Origin of the sequence: Microbacterium sp. JC 701 (genome assembly GCF_021026215.1) — a bacterium.
In the GTDB taxonomy this organism is placed as follows: Bacteria; Actinomycetota; Actinomycetes; order Actinomycetales; family Microbacteriaceae; genus Microbacterium; species Microbacterium algihabitans.
In genome coordinates this window covers 716,393-733,116 of sequence record NZ_JAJNCV010000002.1, presented here as the reverse complement: position 1 = coordinate 733,116, position 16,724 = coordinate 716,393, and the positions used below count along the sequence as shown (strand labels likewise).

Below are 16,724 nucleotides of genomic sequence, written 5' to 3'. Positions count from 1 at the left end.
CGTTCCGGATGCCGCGGCGGGCGCGCCGAGTCTATCGAGAGGCCCCGACATCGAGGCCTCGCGAGCCGGTGTCGGTGGTCGGACGTAGGCTGGCCCGCATGAGCATGGGCGGGATGGGCGGGAGCATGTTCCGCGGCGTGGACGCCGAGTCGCAGCGGCGCCGCAACGCGCAGGCGCCGCGGGTCGCGAACCTCGGTCGGCGCGTGGTCGAGCTCTTCCGTCCCTACCGGTGGCGCATCGTCTGGACCGCCGTGCTGGTGGTCGTCGGCGCCGCCGTGGCCGTGATCCCTCCGCTGCTCGTGCAGCGCATCTTCGACGACGCGCTCTTCCCCGTCGACGGCTCGAGTCCTGATCTGCGGCTGCTCGCGACGCTGGTCAGCATCATGATCGTGCTGTTCCTCTTCTCGGCGGGGCTCAACGTCGCCCAGACGTGGCTCACCGCCACGGTCGGCAACCGGGTGACCGGCGACCTGCGCACCCGTCTGTTCGACCACCTGCAGTCGATGGAGCTCGGCTTCTTCACCCGCACCAAGACCGGCGTCATCCAGTCGCGTCTGCAGAACGACGTCGGCGGGGTCTCGGGCGTGCTGACCAACACGGTCACGAGCATCCTCGGCAACGCGGTGACGGTGATCGCCTCGCTGGTGGCGATGATCCTGATCGATTGGCGCCTGACCCTCATCGCCATCGCGCTCATGCCGTTCCTCATCTTCGTGCAGCGCCGCGTCGGGCAGGTGCGCGCGCGCATCGCCGGCGAGACGCAGGAGTCGCTGTCGGAGCTGTCGGCGATCACGCAAGAGACGCTGAGTGTCAGCGGCATCCTGTTGTCGAAGTCGTTCAACCGCCAGCGCACCGAATCGGCGCGCTTCGACGCCGAGAACGACAACCAGGTGCACCTGCAGGTGCGGCGGGCCATGAGCGGTCAGGGCTTCTTCGCCGTCGTCCAGGTCATCATGTCGAGCGTCCCGGCGATCATCTACCTCGTCTCGGGCTACCTCATCGGCGGAGGCGCCGGAGCGATCACCGCCGGCACGATCGTGGCGTTCACCACAGTCCAGGCGCGCCTGCTCATGCCCCTCATGGGCCTCATGCGCGTGGCCCTCGATGTGCAGACCTCGTCGGCGCTGTTCGCCCGCATCTTCGAGTACCTCGATCTACGTCCCGCGATCGTCGACGTGCCCGACGCGAAGCCGGTGTCGGCGGCGCCCGGGCCGGTCGGGCGGATCGAGTTCCGCGACGTCGAGTTCCGCTACCCCGACGCCCCCGAACAGGCGCGTCCGACGCTCGACGGCGTCTCGTTCACGGTCGAGCCCGGTCAGCACGTCGCCTTCGTCGGACCGTCCGGCGCGGGTAAGACGACGATCCTGTACCTCACGCCGCGCATGTACGAGGCCAGCGGCGGGGCCGTGATGTTCTCGGGCGCCGACGTGCGCACCCTCGACCGCGCGTCGATCATCGACGAGATCGGCATCGTCTCGCAGGAGACCTACCTCTTCCACGCAACTGTTCGCGAAAACCTCCGCTACGCCCGCCCCGACGCGACCGACGACGAGATCGAGGCCGCGTGCCGGGCGGCGAACATCCACCACGTCATCTCGTCGTTCGAGGCCGGGTACGACACGGTCGTGGGCGAGCGCGGCTATCGCCTCTCGGGCGGCGAGAAGCAGCGCATCGCCATCGCGCGCGTGCTGCTGAAAGACCCGCCGGTGCTGCTGCTCGACGAGGCCACGAGCGCCCTCGACACCGTGTCCGAGCGCATCGTGCAAGAGGCCCTCGAGACGGCGTCGCGCGGCCGTACGACCCTGTCGATCGCGCACCGCCTGTCGACGGTGATCGGCGCGGATCAGATCCACGTGGTGGATGCCGGCCGCATCGTCGAATCGGGAACCCACAGCGAACTTCTGGCCCGAGGCGGCCTGTACGCGAGCCTCGCCGCCGAGCAGCTGGCCTCGTCGTTCGTGCTCGCCGAGGAACAGCTCGACGCAGCGGGTCTCGCCCGCGCGGCCCTTCCCTCGCGTCGCGCCGACGAGGCTCCGGCCTGACGCGAAGTTCCGTCGGAGGACCCTGAGCCTGTCGAAGGGGCCGGGCCCCCGCGGGTGCCTGCACTCATGGGGACCGCGTGAGACTGCATCTCGCTGACAACCCGACGTCAGGCTGCAACGGATATGTCAGCGAGATGCAGTCTCGCGATCCCGGCGGCCGCGGCACCCCCAGCGCCGCGGCACCCCGGCGGCCGTGGCACCCCCGGCGGCCGCGGCACCCCGGCGGCCGCGGCACCCGCAGCGCCGCAGCGCCCGCCGCGCTGCGCCCGCGCGTCAGCCGGGCAGCATCGCTGTGAACGACTCGAGCGCGATGCGGTACGCCGGGTCGGGGTGCGTCTCGGCGAGGCGCTCGAGCGGCGGCAGGTCCAGCGTGCGGATCAGGGCCCCGCGTTCGCGCACGGCCGCATCGGCTCCCGCGGCACGAAGCACGGCAATCCCCTCGCCGAGGGCTTCGAGGTAGTCGCGCAGCACGTCGACCTCGCCGAGGCGTTGCGTGATCGAGCCGCCGTCGCGCCGCTGGCGCCACTCGACCACCACGTCGGGGATCGTGTCGAAGGCGGGCGCCAGGGTGTACATGCGCTGCGCGAGCACCTGGTCTTCGTAGTAGCGGCCCTCGGGAAAGCGCAGGTCGTGCTCGCGCCAGAAGTCGGTGCGGCTGAGCTTCGACCACGCGACGATGTTCCCGGATGCCGCGGGGTGCTGCTCCAGCGAGACGCCCTCGCGCGCCGGGTCGGTGGCGGCCGTCACCCACGGTTGCACGTCGCCTGCGGTGTAGCCGGGGCCCTCGGCATCCGGACGCAGACGCACGTACGCCCCCACGACGAAGGCGCTGCCGGAGCGGTCGAGCGTGTCGGCCAGGCGCGAGAGGGCGTCGGGGCGCATCACGTCGTCGGCGTCGAGGAACGCGGTGTAGGGCGTCTCGACGAGCGCGAGGCCGGAGTTGCGGGCGGCGCCGAGTCCGCGCTGCTCGTCGTGGCGCACGAAGCGGAAGCGCGGGTCGTCCGCCTCGGCGTCGGCGAACAGGCGGGTGGTGTCGTCGGTCGAGCCGTCGTCGACGAGCACGGCCGTCCAGTGCGGGTGCGTCTGCGCGCGGAGGGAGTCGAGGGCCTCCTCCGCGTACTCGGCGACGTCGAACCCGGGGACGATGACGGTGACGGCGGTGGAACTCACCCGCGCGATCCTACGGCGGTGACGGCGGCGGCGACGGCATCCGCCACGTCGTCGAGAGAAGCGGTGAGGCCGTGCGGAAGCGTGAACCGCACGGCGGTGCGGGCCTCGTCGTGGTCGACGCCGATCGCGAGCAGCACGTGCGAGGCCTCGTCGCTGCCCGCCGCGCACGCGGATCCACTCGATGACACGATGCCGTGCCGTTCCAACTCGAGCAGCACGGTCTCGCCGTTGGTGCCGGGGAACACGAAGCTCGCCGTGCCGGGGAGGCGATGCGTGGGGTGACCCGTCACACGGGCGGTCGGCACGAGAGCGAGCACGCGGGCGATGAAGGCGTCGCGCAGGGCGCCGACCCGGGCGGCCTCCTCGGCCCTCTCGGCCTCGGCGAGGGTGAGGGCGGTCGCGATACCCACGGCTCCCGCGACGTCGGGGGTGCCCGCGCGGCGTCCGCGCTCCTGCCCTCCGCCGTGCAGCAGGGGCTCGAACGGGAGGCGTCCGCGCACGGCGAGGATCCCCGTGCCCTTCGGGGCGCCGATCTTGTGTCCGGCGATGGTCACGGCATCCGCCCCCGTCCCCGACAGCGGCAACCACCCCGCGGCCTGTACGGCGTCGAGGTGCAGGGGCATTCCGCGGGCGTGTGCGACGGCGGCGAGCGCCGCGACGTTTTGCACCGTGCCGATCTCGTTGTTGGCGTAGCCGACCGACACGAGGGCCGTATCGTCGCGCAGCGCTGCGGCGAGCGCCTCGGGGGTCAGGGTTCCGGTGTCGTCGACGGGCGCGTGGGTGACCTCGACGCCGTGCAGGCGCTGCAGGTAGTCGGCCGAGGCGAGCACCGATTCGTGCTCGATCGCCGTGGTCACGAGATGCCGGCGCCCCGAGCCGAGCACGATCCCCTTGATCGCGGCGTTGTTCGACTCGGTGCCGCCCGAGGTGAACAGCACGTCTCCGGGACGCATGCCCAGCACGGCGGCGACGCGACGGCGGGCGTCGTCGAGGGCGGATGCCGCGGCCTCACCCACCTCGTGATGGCTCGACGGGTTGCCGAAGTAGCGGGTGAGGTACGGGGTCATGGCCTCGAGCACCTCGGGGCGCACGGGGGTGGTGGCGGCGTTGTCGAGGTAGAGGCTCACGCCGTCTCGATGCGGATGTCGAGCCCGAGGTCGAGGGCGGATGCCGAGTGCGTGAGCGCTCCGACCGAGATGACGTCGACGCCGGTCTCGGCGATCGCGCGGACGGTCTCGAGTGTGACGCCCCCGGAGGCCTCGACCTGCGCGGCGCCGGCGATGCGGGCGACCCCGGTGCGCAGGTCGTCGAGCGAGAAGTTGTCGAGCATGATCGTGCCGACCCCGGCCGCGAGCACCGCGTCGATCTGCTCGAGGCGGTCGACCTCGACCTCGACGTGAGTGGTGTGGGGGAGCCGCGCGATCGCGCTCTCGAGGGCCTGCGTCACCGACAGTCCCTGAGCGGTGAGCACGGCGAGGTGGTTGTCTTTGGCCATCACGGCATCCGACAGTGAGAAACGGTGGTTGTGACCGCCGCCGTCGCGCACGGCCTGTCGCTCGATCGCGCGGAGGCCGGGCGTGGTCTTGCGCGTGTCGACGATGCGCGCGCCGGTGTGCGCGACCTTGGCGACGTAGCGGGCGGTGAGGGTCGCGATGCCCGACATGCGCTGCACGAAGTTGAGCCCGATGCGCTCGGCGGTCAGCACCGCGCGGGCGGGACCGGTGACCACCGCGAGTGTGTCACCGGGGGCGAAGCGCTCGCCGTCGACGACGAGCTGCTCGACGGAGGTCGAGGGGTCGGTCAGGGTGAAGGCGGCGGCGAACACCGCGGCGCCGCTGAAGACGCCCTCGACGCGCGCGACGAGCTCCGCGCGGGCGACGGCGTTCTCGGGGATGAGCGTCTCGCTCGTGAGGTCGCCCCACGGGGCATCTTCTTCGAGAGCGGCGGTGACGACACGGTCGATGGCGGAGCGGCTCAGCATGCGAGGACCTTCGAGGGGGAGGGGGCGGATGCCGCGGCGTCGGCCGCGGGGGCATCGACGGCGGGGGTGGGCGTGGCGGCGTCGGAACGGAAGTGCGCACCCACGGATGCCGTGCGCCGCAGCGCCGCGTCGACCACGTGCGAGGCGACGAGGAGGAGGTTGGCGTCTTCGACGTCCAGGGCTTCGGAGCCTCCGCGCCACGCGGCCAGGATGCCGGCGGCCCGGGTGAGTCCCGCGGCATCGCGCATGAGCCCCGCATCGGTCCACATCAGCTGCTGAAGTGCTGCACGCGTGAAGGGCGGGGCCGCGGCATCCGGAACCTCCCGAAGGGGGACGGGCGCGACGGGTGCAACGGGCCAAGCCACGTCGCGGGCCACCGCCTCGCCGGCGCGCGCACCGAACACGGCGCCCTCGAGCAGGGAGTTCGAGGCCAGGCGGTTGGCTCCGTGCACGCCCGTGCGGGCGGTCTCGCCGACCGCGTAGAGCCCGGGCACCGTCGTGCGCCCGTCGAGGTCGGTGACGACCCCGCCCATCAGGTAGTGCGCGGCGGGGGTCACCGGGATCGGCTCGCGGCCCCAGTCGAGACCCCGCTCGCGCACCGCGGCGTCGATCGTGGGGAAGCGCTGCGCGAGGCGCTCGCCGCCGATCGCGGTGGCATCGAGCCGAACGGGGCGACCGCCCTGCGCGGCCATCGCGCGCGCGTTGGCGCGGGCCACGACGTCGCGCGGGGCGAGCTCGCCGTCGGGGTGGGCGTCGAACGCGAAGCGGCGGCCGGCGTCGTCGACGAGGGTCGCGCCCTCTCCGCGCACGGCCTCCGATACGAGGAACGGCGCGCCCACGGCGAGGGCCGTCGGGTGGAATTGCACGAACTCGAGGTCAGCCACGGCCGCGCCGGCGCGGATCGCCGCGGCGATGCCGTCGGCGGTCGCGCCCAACGGGTTGGTGGTGTGGGCGTAGAGCTGACCCGCCCCGCCGGTGGCGAGGATCACCGCGTCGGCGGCGAGGCGCTCGCCGCCGTCGAGCTGGATGCCGACGACGCGGCCGTCGGCGATGACCAGGTCGCGCAGCAGCGCGTGTTCGCGCAGCTCGATCCCCGAGTCCCGGACCGCATCGCCGAGAGCGGCCTGGATCGCCGCTCCCGTCGCGTCGCCGCCCGCGTGCAGGACGCGTGCCACGGCGTGAGCCGCCTCCAGCCCCCGCGAGAAGTCGCCGTCGGCGGCGCGATCGAAGTCCACGCCGCGCTCGACGAGCTCCGAGATACGGGCCGGACCCTCGCCGACGAGCACGTCCACGGCATCCGGATCATTCAGTCCCGCGCCGGCGGTCAGCGTGTCGGCGGCGTGCGAGGCCACGGTGTCAGCGGGGGAGGTGACCGCCGCGATCCCGCCCTGCGCCCACCGCGTGTTGGTGTCGGGCAGTGCGCCCTTGGTCACGACCGTGACGTGGCATCCGCTCTCGGCCGCGTGCAGCGCCGCCGTGAGACCGGCGATGCCGCTGCCCACCACGACGACGGTGGTCATTTCACCGCGCCGTTCGGCTTGGCCGCGAGCATGCGCTCGAGGGCGACGGTCGCAGGCGCTGCGACGTCCGCCGGTACCGTGATGCGGTTGACGACCTCGCCCGCGACGAGCGACTCGAGCACCCAGGCCAGGTAGCCGGGGTGGATGCGATACATCGTCGAGCAGGGGCACACCACCGGGTCGAGGCAGAAGATCTCGTGCTGCGGGTACTGTGCGGCCAGGCGCTGCACGAGGTTGATCTCGGTGCCGATCGCGAAAGTCGTGGGCTCGGTCGCCGCGGCGATGGCCTTGCGGATGATGTCGGTCGATCCCGCTTCGTCGGCGGCGTCGACCACGTCCATCGGGCACTCGGGGTGCACGATCACGCGCACGCCGGGGTGCTCGGCGCGGGCCTTGTCGATCTGGTCGACGGTGAAACGGCGGTGCACCGAGCAGAATCCGTGCCAGAGGATCACGCGGCTGTCTTCGATCACATCGGCCGTCGAGCCGCCGAGCGGCTTGCGCGGGTTCCACATCGGCATCTGCTCGAGGGGCACGCCCATCGCTTTGGCGGTGTTGCGGCCCAGGTGCTGATCGGGGAAGAACAGCACGCGACGACCGCGCGCGAACGCCCACTCCAGCACCGTCCGCGCGTTCGACGAGGTGCAGACGATGCCGCCGTGACGCCCGACGAAACCCTTGATGGCGGCGGAGGAGTTCATGTAGGTCACCGGGATCACGGGGACCAGGCCCTCGGAATCCGGGTTCTCGAGGTCGCCGAGCACGTCTTCGAGCTGCTCCCAGCACTCCTCGACCTGGTCGATGTCGGCCATGTCGGCCATCGAGCAGCCCGCGGCCAGGTTCGGCAGGATCACGGCCTGGTCGGGGCGCGACAGCAGGTCGGCGGTCTCGGCCATGAAGTGCACGCCGCAGAACACGATCGCCTCGGCCTCGGGGCGCTCCTTCGCGGCGTTCGCGAGCTGGAACGAGTCGCCCACGTAGTCGGCGTGACGCACGACCTCTTCGCGCTGGTAGAAGTGCCCGAGCACGACCACCCGGTCGCCGAGCGTCTGCTTCGCTGCGCGGACGCGGGCGTCGAGCTCGTCGTCGGACGCGTCGCGGTACTCCTGCGGCAACTCGCCTTGTCGCGGCGCCCCCGTGGGGATGACATCGCCCATCGACGAGCCCGGGCCGTACCCGGGGCGCGTGTCGAAGTCCCAGGGGCCGACGGCGAGGTCGGTCGTGCAGGTCGCATCGGTCGAGGCGCCCGAGACGATCGCCTGGATCGCGTGATCGACGCTGGGGTCGATCGCGGGGCGGGGCTGCAGGGTGAGAGGCGTGGCGGACATGGGCGTTTCCGATCAGTGACGGGACGGGAGCGGGCCGCGGTCGGCGAGCTCCACGTCGCGGTTGTAGCGGTAGAGGCGGGCGGGTCGGTGGCTTCCGGTGCGGAAGCGCTCGGTCGGGATGAGGGTGTCGGACGTGTCGACCTGGCGGCGGAAGTTCGCCGGGTCGAGGCGCTTGCCGAGGATCGACTCGGTCACTTCGCGCAGGTCGGCGAGCGTGAACTCATCGGGCAGCAGGCCGTGAGCAATGCGGCTGTAGCCGACCTTGTTGCGCAGGCGCCACAGCGTGTACTCGACGATGTCGTTGTGGTCGAAGGCGAGGGTCGGCAGGTCGGTCGCGTCGAACCACTCGACGTTCTCGGGGGCGTCGCCCTCGCGGGCGTGCGCGGCCACCTGGGCGTCGACTTCGTCGGAGCGCAGCAGCGCCCAGTACACGATCGACACCACCCGGGTGGGGGAGCGGTCCACGGCCCCGAACGCATACAGCTGCTCGAGGTAGCTGGGGGTGAGGCCGGTGGTTTCAGCGAGGGTTCGGGATGCCGCGGCATCGAGCTCTTCGGTCGCGTCGAGCCAGCCGCCGGGCAGCGCCCACCGCCTGTCGAAGGGGTCGCGCGTGCGGCGCACCAGGGGGAGTGAGAGGACCGGTTCGTCGTCGGCGTCACGGCGCACGCTGAAGATCACGGTCGACACCGCGACGCGCACATCGGCGTCGCGGGACTCGGACTGAGGGGTTCGTGTCATGGTGACCATATCTCCGGGAACGATCTTAGTGTCATTCCGACTCGAAGGGCGAATCGCGCGGCGGACGCATACGGTTTGGGGCGCACCCCGTCGTTCGGGGCGCGAAATTGCCGCCCCGAACGGCGGGATCCGCCCCGAACGGCGAGAGGGGGACACAGCAGCTCCGCCCGGCCGCACCGCCCGGCCGCGCCGGCCCCGCGCGTCGAAAGGGTTCTCTCAGATGCGCGTCCTAGCCTCGAAGGGATTCAGGAGGTCCGGATGCCGATCGTCGACATCGCCCTGATCGTCCTTCTGGCGATCGCGCTCGTTTCAGGCCTCTCGCGGGGCTTCCTCGCCACCATCGGCTTCTTCGCCGGCCTCGCGCTCGGCGCGCTCGCCGCGTACTGGGCGACGCCGTTCGTCGGGCAATGGGTCACCGATCCCTCGTGGCGTGGGCCGGCGATGATCGCCGCGGGCACCCTCCTGCTGTTCCTCGGAGCCTTCCTCGGCGGCAGCGTCGGCAGCTTCTTCCGCCGGGGCGCGGATCGCATCAAGCTGCGTGTTCCCGAGCGGCTGCTCGGCGGGGTGGTCAACGTCGCCGCGGCCAGTCTGGTCATCTCGTTCGTCGCCGGCGCGCTCACCCCCGTGGGCTTGCCGGTCGTGTCGGCGGCCCTCGGCTCCTCTGTCGTCGTCCGCACGATCGACGACCTCACCCCGCCGCCGGTGCGCACCGCTCTCGGCGACCTGCGCGGTCAGGTGTTCGCCGGGGGGATCCCGCGCTTCCCCGACCTCATCCAGATCGGCCCCGTCCCCACCACGCCCTCGATCGCGCTCGACGACCCCGCGCTCACGCAGGCCGCGCAGTCGGTCGCCCGCGTCTCGGGCACGGCTTACGCCTGCGGTGTCACCTCGAGCGGCTCCGGTTTCGTCGTGGCCGACGACCGCGTGGTCACCAACGCGCACGTGGTCGCAGGCGTCGACGCGCCCCTGGTCGAACTGCCCGGCCAGCCGGCGCGCGAAGGCCGCGTGGTCTACTTCGACCCCATCGACGACATCGCCGTGGTCTCGGTCGACCAGCTCGATGCGCGGGCCCTGCCGATCTCGTCGGCGCTCGCCGTCGGTTCTCCTGCCGTCGTGCAGGGCTACCCCGGTGGCGGTCCGTTCACCTCGGGCAGCGCGCAGGTGATCTCGGAGGGAACCGTGCCGGTCCCCGACATCTACGACGACAGCTCCGCACCCCGCGACATCTACGCGATCGCCGGCATCGTGCGACCCGGCAACTCCGGCGGCCCGCTGCTCACCACCGACGGCCAGGTCGCGGGCATCGTGTTCGCCCGCTCCGACACCGACGACAACGTCGGCTACGCCATGACCCCCGCCGAGCTCGAGCCGGTGATGGCCCAGATCGACGCGTTGTCGACGCCCGTGGCATCCGGCACCTGCACGCGGGACTGATCGCGCACGAGTCCGGCGGCCCGCCGACCAGGGCAACCTCTGTGCGTCTCCCGCGGTGCGCCGGTGCTCCGCTAGGCTGACCCCACAAGTCCACACCGGCCCCATGATCGATGCGGGAGAGCTCCGGCGAACGCAGCCGGGCACCGAAGGAGCAAGCCTCCCCGCCAATCTCTCAGGTACGCGTACCGCGTCGATCGGGCCACTCTGGAAAGAGGTTCGGGATGCCACGTCCCCGAGCCCGCCGACGGTGAAAGCCGCGCGAATCGCGCGGTGAAACTCTCAGGCCCATGACAGAGGGGGAGTTCTTCAGGCGCCGCCCGGCGTCTGTCCGTCATCGCGAACGGCAGAACTCATGACCGAAACCCCCGCTCCACCGCGCACGTCCCCGCTGAACGATCGGCACGAGGCCCTCGGCGCCTCGTTCACCGACTTCGGCGGCTGGAACATGCCCGTGCGCTACACCTCCGACCTCGCCGAGCACCGCGCCGTGCGCGAAGCCGCGGGGCTGTTCGACATCTCGCACATGGCCGAGTTCCACGTCGAGGGCGACGCGGCGGCCGCGTTCCTCGACTACGTGCTCGCCGGGCGCCTGTCGACCATGAAGATCGGCAAGGCGAAGTACTCGCTCGTGCTCGCCGAGAGCGGCGGCATCGTCGACGACGTCATCGTCTACCGCTTGGGGGAGCAGAGCTTCCTCGTCATCTCCAATGCCGGCAATCGGGATGCCGTGGCGGCGGCGTTCGACCTGGCGCAGCGCACGTGGGTCCCCGCGTCGGACGCTTCGATAGGCTCAGCGACCGGCGCTGGCGGAACCCTCGCAACAGCTGTCCCCGCGTCGGACGCTTCGACAGGCTCAGCGACCGGCGCTCGCGGAACCCTCGCGACCGCTGTCCCCGCGTCGGACGCTTCGACAGGCTCAGCGACCGGCGCTCGCGGAACCCTCGCGGTCGCCGACGTCACCGACGATTACGCCCTCATCGCCCTGCAGGGCCCCGAAGCCCGCGGCATCCTGAGCTCCACCCCGGGCGTCGAGATCACCGGCACCGCTCTCGATGAGCTCGGCTACTACGCCTGGACCGACGGCACTTTCGACGGCGCGCCCCTGTTCGTCGCCCGCACCGGGTACACCGGCGAAGACGGCTACGAGCTCATGATCCCCACCGCGCAGGCGGCGGACCTGTGGGACGCCGCGCTCGCCGCCGGCGCCGACCGCGGCCTCGTTCCGTGCGGTCTCGCCGCGCGCGACACCCTGCGCCTCGAGGCCGGCATGCCGCTGTACGGCCACGAGCTCTCGCGCGACATCGTCCCCGCGCAGGCGGGTCTCGGCCGCGTCGTCGCCGTCGACAAAGAGGCGTTCGTCGGAAAGGACGGCCTGTCGTCCGGTCCCGCCGACGCCCCCGTGCTCGTCGGTCTCGTCTCGGAGGGCCGCCGCGCGGGCCGCGCCGGCTATGCCGTGCTGCATGGCGACGACACCGTCGGCGAGATCACCAGCGGCGCCCTCAGCCCCACTCTCGGCCACCCCGTGGCCATGGCGTTCGTCGCGCCCGCGGCATCCGCCATCGGAACCGAACTGTCCATCGACGTGCGCGGAACCCGCATCCCCGCGACCGTCACCGCCCTTCCCTTTTATCGGAGAAACGCATGACCGACCTCACCGCCCTCAGCTACACCTCCGAGCACGAGTGGATCGCCCTCGAGGGCGACATCGCCACCGTCGGCATCACCGACTTCGCCGCTGACAAGCTCGGCGACGTCGTCTTCATCGAGCTGCCCGGCGCCGACTCGGCCGTCTCGGCCGGCGACGTCTGCGGCGAGATCGAGTCGACCAAGTCGGTCGGCGAGCTCTACGCGCCGCTCAACGGCACGGTCGTCGAGGTCAACGACGCCGTGGTCGACGACCCCTCGCTGGTGAACGCCGAGCCGTTCGCCGGCGGGTGGCTCATCAAAATCCGCGTCGAGGGCGACCTTCCCTCCGACCTGCTCGACCGCGCCGCCTACGAGGACCTCACCGCATGAGCACTCTCCTTCCTCCCCGCACGGACGCGGGCACCCCCGCCGCCTTCACGGACCGCCACATCGGCATCGGCCCCGACGCCCAGGCGCACATGCTCGAGGTCGTCGGCTACGACAGTGTCGAGGCACTCGTCGAGACGGCCGTCCCGGCCTCGATCCACGTGCAGGCCCGCGCCACCAGCGCGATCCCGACCGCGGCCACCGAGGCCGAGGCCCTGGCGGAACTGCGCGAGCTGGCATCCGCCAACCGCTCCGCCCGCCCGATGATCGGTCTCGGCTACTACGACACCTTCACGCCGTCGGTGATCGCGCGCAACGTCCTCGAGAACCCGTCGTGGTACACCGCGTACACGCCGTACCAGCCCGAAATCTCGCAGGGCCGGCTCGAGGCGCTCATCAACTTTCAGACGATGGTGACCGACCTGACCGGCCTCGCCACGGCGAACGCGTCGATGCTCGACGAGTCCACCGCGGTCGTCGAGGGCATGCTCGTCGCCCGCCGCGCGTCGAAGGCGAAGACCGCCCTCTTCCTGGTCGATGTCGACGCGCTGCCGCAGACCAAGGCGCTGCTGCACCACCGCGCCGCGGCCGTCGGCATCCGCATTCTCGAGACCTCGTTCGAGGGGGAGGTGCCCGAGGCGTTCGGCGCGTTCGTGCAGTACCCCGGCGCGACCGGTCGCATCTGGGACTTCTCGGCGGTCGCCGAGGCGGTGCACGCCGCGGGTGGTCTCGTCGTGGCCGCCGCCGACCTGCTCGCGTTGACCCTGCTGCGCTCGCCCGGCTCGCTCGGCGCCGACGTCGCGGTGGGCACGACCCAGCGCTTCGGCGTGCCCCTCGGCTTCGGCGGACCCCACGCCGGCTACATGGCCGTGCGTGCGGGCCTCGAGCGTCAGCTGCCCGGCCGCTTGGTCGGCGTGTCGCAGGATGCCGTCGGCGCCCCCGCGTACCGGCTGTCGTTGCAGACGCGCGAGCAGCACATCCGTCGCGAGAAGGCGACCTCGAACATCTGCACCGCCCAGGTGCTGCTGGCCGTGATGGCGGCGATGTACGCGGTGTACCACGGGCCCGACGGGCTCCGCGCGATCGCGACGCAGGTCGCGCGCAAGGCCGACGCCCTGGCATCCGCCCTGCGCTCCTCCGATCTGACGCTCGCGAGCGACGCCTTCTTCGACACCGTGCGCGTGCACGTGCCCGGGCGCGCGCAAGACGTGATCGACCGCGCCCGCGAGCGCGGCTACCAGCTGCTCTGGGTCGACGACGCGACGGTGGGCGTCTCGGTCGATGAGACGACGACGGATGCCGATGTCTCGGCCATCCTCGACGCCTTCGGCCTCGCAACGGAGACGCTCCCCGAAGGCGAGGCGCTGCGCGGGATCGATGCGGCCCTGCACCGCGACGACGAGTTCCTCACGCACCCCGTCTTCCACGCGCACCGCAGCGAGACGGCGATGATGCGGTACCTCAAGACCCTCGCCGACCGCGACTACGCGCTCGACCGCGGCATGATCCCGCTGGGCTCGTGCACGATGAAGCTCAACGCGGCCACCGAGATGGCGGCGGTGTCGTGGCCGGAGTTCTCGCGCGTGCACCCCTTCGCCCCTGAGGCCGACGTGCACGGCTACCTCGAGATGATCGAGCAGCTCGAGCGCTGGCTGGCCGAGGTGACCGGCTACGACGCCGTCTCGCTGCAGCCGAACGCGGGTTCACAGGGCGAGCTCGCGGGGCTCCTCGCGATCCGCGGCTACCACCTCGCCAACGGCGACACCGAGCGTACCGTGTGCCTCATTCCGTCGTCGGCGCACGGCACGAACGCCGCCTCGGCGATCCTCGCGGGCATGAAGGTCGTCGTCGTCGCGTGCGACGAGGCCGGCAACGTCGACCTCGGCGACCTGCGCGCGAAGATCGCGCAGCACGCGGCCGAGCTGTCGGCCCTGATGATCACGTACCCCTCGACCCACGGGGTGTACGAGCACGACGTGCTCGAGATCACGCAGGCCGTGCACGACGCCGGCGGACAGGTGTACGTCGACGGCGCCAACCTCAACGCGCTGCTCGGCTTCGCCCGCTTCGGCGACCTGGGCGGCGACGTCTCGCACCTCAACCTGCACAAGACGTTCGCGATCCCGCACGGCGGCGGCGGACCCGGTGTGGGTCCGGTCGCGGCGAAGGCGCACCTCGCGCCGTACCTGCCCTCGCACCCGTTCTCGCAGCGCGCGGATCACGCCGGTGGCGTGTTCGACGGGGGACCGGTCTCGGCCGCTCCGCACGGCTCCGCCGGCATCCTGCCGATCTCGTGGGCGTACGTACGCATGATGGGCGCCGAGGGGCTGCGGCAGGCCACCGCCGCGGCGGTGCTCTCGGCCAACTACATCGCCACGCGCCTGCGCGAGCACTACCCGGTGCTGTACGCCGGTGAGGGCGGACTCGTCGCGCACGAGTGCATCCTCGACCTGCGTCCGCTCAAGGAGCAGACCGGCGTCACCGTCGACGACGTCGCGAAGCGCCTCATCGACTACGGCTTCCACGCCCCGACGATGTCGTTCCCGGTCGCCGGCACCCTGATGGTGGAGCCGACCGAGAGCGAAGACCTCGCCGAGCTCGACCGCTTCGTGGATGCCATGATCGCGATCAAGCTTGAGGCCCTCGCGGTCGCGGCGGGGGAGTGGCCCGCCGACGACAACCCGCTGGTCAACGCCCCGCACACCGCCGAGACGGTCGTGGTGGGCGAGTGGGAGCACCCGTACTCGCGCGAGACCGCGGTGTACCCGGTGCGCTCGCTGATCCGCGGCAAGTACTGGCCCCCGGTGCGCCGCATCGACCAGGCCTACGGAGACCGCAACCTGGTCTGCTCGTGCCCGCCTCCGGAGGCGTTCGCCTGACCCGCGCGCGGCGTCGGCTCCCGGCATCCGGGGTCGGCGCGGCGCGGGGTCGGCAGGGCTCGGCGGGCCCGTTCATTTCGCGAGACTGCATCTCGCTGACAACTCTGTTGCAGCTTGACGGGGGTTTGTCAGCGACTTGCAGTTTCGCGCGTGCTGGCGGCGAGGCTGTCGGCCGCGAGGTACCGCCCCGCGAGGTACCGCGCCGCGAGGTACCGCCCCGCGAGGTACCGCGCCGCGCTGCCGGCCACGCTTGCGCCCCACCGGACGTCGAGACTGCATGTCGCTGACAACTCCGTTGCAGCCTGACGCGGGTTTGTCAGCGAGATGCAGTCTCGCGCGCCAATGACCCCCGAAGGACACCCCGAAGCGAGGCCAAACGGCCCGGATCGGGGGTGTGGACGATCGGCATCCCGACGCCCAGCAGCATCGCCCGCAGGGAAGTGGCCTCGGCGACGTCGTCCCATGCCCAGTGCACCACGGTGCGGACCCCCGCGGCCAGAAGTCGCCGATCGCGTTTCTCCCGCGCGCGAAGCGCCTCGAGGGGGTCGCCGAAACGGCCGTCGTACTTGTGGTGACCGTCGGCTTCTCCGGCGATCCTCTGTGCGGGCCACCAGAGATCCACACGGTCCTCTCGCTCGTCCGTTCCCGGAAAGCGCTCCTGCAGTTCGGGAGCCGGGAACCCCAGCCACTCGATCGAGGCTCTGCTGATCGATTCGAGAGGGGACTCGGCGGCCCGATCGGCGCGATGCAGCGCCCACCTCGCCTGTCTCCTTCCGCGGGCGGATGAACGCTCCTCGTTCAGCACCACGAGCGCGAGGTCGCCCAGGGAGGGGTCGCGACGAATCGTGGCGTCGGCGACGGCGAGCGCCAGAGCGGGGTGCCGAGACCGGGCGATGTCGATGCAGGTGTCGGCGAGCGATGTCACCCGGATGCCGTCGACCTCCGCGAACGTACGATCTGAGGCTGCCGTCGTGTGCACACGCACTCCGCCCGAGCGCCGGGAGGTGGCGCCGTGCTCGGAGAGGACATGGATGTCATGATCGCCACCCACCAGCGGAAGCCCCAGAAGGACGGCGGCCGACTCGAGACACAAGACATCATCCGGATGCCACATCGCGTGCGCCTGCACTCGGAGCCCGTACCGCTGCCACGGCGCGAGGGCGTTCCATTCATCGCGCCGGGCGTACACACCCCGATTGAGACGGAGCACCTCGCCCCTTCGTCGGCTCCGCGTCGAGTGCACGAGAGTGCCGGCAGGGAGCAACGTCGCGGGAAGCTCGAGAGAAGACATGCGGTCCACCGTGGTCGAGCGACGCCGTCCCCGGGGCGCGCGACACTCAATCCGTGGAGAACGCCGCGCACCGGCATCCGGTGCAGAAGGCGCAAACGATCGACTTCGCTGGCTGGACGTCTGAGACGCCCGCTGCCGGGCCTCGCCTCGCGCGCCGAGGGCGTGTGGCCCGCGCGGCCTCGCCCCACACCCGCCGAGACTGCATCTCGCTGACGACTCGATTGCAGCGTGATGCCGGTTTGTCAGCGAGTTGCAGTCTCGCCAGGAAATCGGCCACCCTGTCGCGGTCACGCCCGGCGACCGCGACAGCGGCACGCTCGCGCGAAGA

General features: G+C 71.5%; 12 protein-coding genes and 1 riboswitch. Of the genes, 5 read left to right on the top strand and 7 right to left on the bottom strand.

Annotated elements, in window-relative coordinates; genetic code table 11:
* Nucleotides 1-104 precede the first annotated feature (104 nt).
* A complete protein-coding gene (locus LPW41_RS11345; RefSeq protein WP_230704945.1) occupies nt 105-2,042 on the top strand; it encodes an ABC transporter ATP-binding protein in 1,938 nt (645 codons plus the stop codon).
* Nucleotides 2,043-2,315: 273 nt separating this feature from the next.
* On the opposite strand, the gene LPW41_RS11340 is transcribed toward LPW41_RS11345, so the two are convergent.
* From LPW41_RS11340 to LPW41_RS11315, 6 genes are read right to left on the bottom strand one after another with little or no spacing between them, the layout of a single operon-like run.
* On the bottom strand, nt 2,316-3,212 hold the full coding sequence (locus tag LPW41_RS11340; RefSeq protein ID WP_230704862.1) for a glycosyltransferase family 2 protein: 897 nt from the start codon (nt 3,210-3,212) through the stop codon (nt 2,316-2,318).
* A complete protein-coding gene (locus tag LPW41_RS11335; protein ID WP_308071716.1) occupies nt 3,209-4,339 on the bottom strand; it encodes a cysteine desulfurase family protein in 1,131 nt (376 codons plus the stop codon). The genes LPW41_RS11340 and LPW41_RS11335 overlap by 4 nt, the downstream gene beginning before the upstream one ends.
* The gene (nadC, locus tag LPW41_RS11330) at nt 4,336-5,193 is read right to left on the bottom strand and encodes a carboxylating nicotinate-nucleotide diphosphorylase (RefSeq protein WP_230704861.1); all 858 of its coding nucleotides are present in this window, start codon (nt 5,191-5,193) and stop codon (nt 4,336-4,338) included. The genes LPW41_RS11335 and nadC overlap by 4 nt, the downstream gene beginning before the upstream one ends.
* Nucleotides 5,187-6,713, bottom strand: a complete 1,527-nt coding sequence (nadB, locus tag LPW41_RS11325) for an L-aspartate oxidase (protein ID WP_230704860.1) — start codon at nt 6,711-6,713, stop codon at nt 5,187-5,189. The genes nadC and nadB overlap by 7 nt, the downstream gene beginning before the upstream one ends.
* Nucleotides 6,710-8,041 (bottom strand): quinolinate synthase NadA, encoded by a 1,332-nt coding sequence (gene nadA, locus LPW41_RS11320; protein WP_230704859.1) that lies wholly within the window; start codon nt 8,039-8,041, stop codon nt 6,710-6,712. The genes nadB and nadA overlap by 4 nt, the downstream gene beginning before the upstream one ends.
* A gap of 12 nt (nt 8,042-8,053) precedes the next feature.
* Complete coding sequence (locus tag LPW41_RS11315; RefSeq protein ID WP_230704858.1) at nt 8,054-8,779, bottom strand: NUDIX domain-containing protein; 726 nt, start codon at nt 8,777-8,779, stop codon at nt 8,054-8,056.
* A gap of 258 nt (nt 8,780-9,037) precedes the next feature.
* On the opposite strand from LPW41_RS11315, the gene LPW41_RS11310 reads away from it, so the two are divergent.
* The 4 genes from LPW41_RS11310 to gcvP all read left to right on the top strand — a co-directional run bounded on the left by LPW41_RS11310 (nt 9,038) and on the right by gcvP (nt 15,105).
* A complete protein-coding gene (locus tag LPW41_RS11310; protein ID WP_230704857.1) occupies nt 9,038-10,213 on the top strand; it encodes a MarP family serine protease in 1,176 nt (391 codons plus the stop codon).
* 103 nt (nt 10,214-10,316) lie between these two features.
* Nucleotides 10,317-10,411, top strand: a riboswitch (glycine riboswitch).
* Nucleotides 10,412-10,565: 154 nt separating this feature from the next.
* On the top strand, nt 10,566-11,858 hold the full coding sequence (locus tag LPW41_RS11305) for a glycine cleavage system aminomethyltransferase GcvT (RefSeq protein ID WP_230704856.1): 1,293 nt from the start codon (nt 10,566-10,568) through the stop codon (nt 11,856-11,858).
* Entirely contained in the window at nt 11,855-12,229 is a 375-nt protein-coding gene (gene gcvH, locus LPW41_RS11300) for a glycine cleavage system protein GcvH (RefSeq protein ID WP_230704855.1), read from the top strand. Before LPW41_RS11305 ends, gcvH begins: the two co-directional genes overlap by 4 nt.
* Nucleotides 12,226-15,105, top strand: a complete 2,880-nt coding sequence (gene gcvP, locus LPW41_RS11295) for an aminomethyl-transferring glycine dehydrogenase (RefSeq protein WP_230704854.1) — start codon at nt 12,226-12,228, stop codon at nt 15,103-15,105. The genes gcvH and gcvP overlap by 4 nt, the downstream gene beginning before the upstream one ends.
* Nucleotides 15,106-15,421: 316 nt before the next feature.
* Here gcvP and LPW41_RS11290 read toward each other — a convergent pair whose 3' ends face one another.
* Entirely contained in the window at nt 15,422-16,294 is an 873-nt protein-coding gene (locus LPW41_RS11290; RefSeq protein ID WP_230704853.1) for a hypothetical protein, read from the bottom strand.
* Nucleotides 16,295-16,724 lie beyond the last annotated feature (430 nt).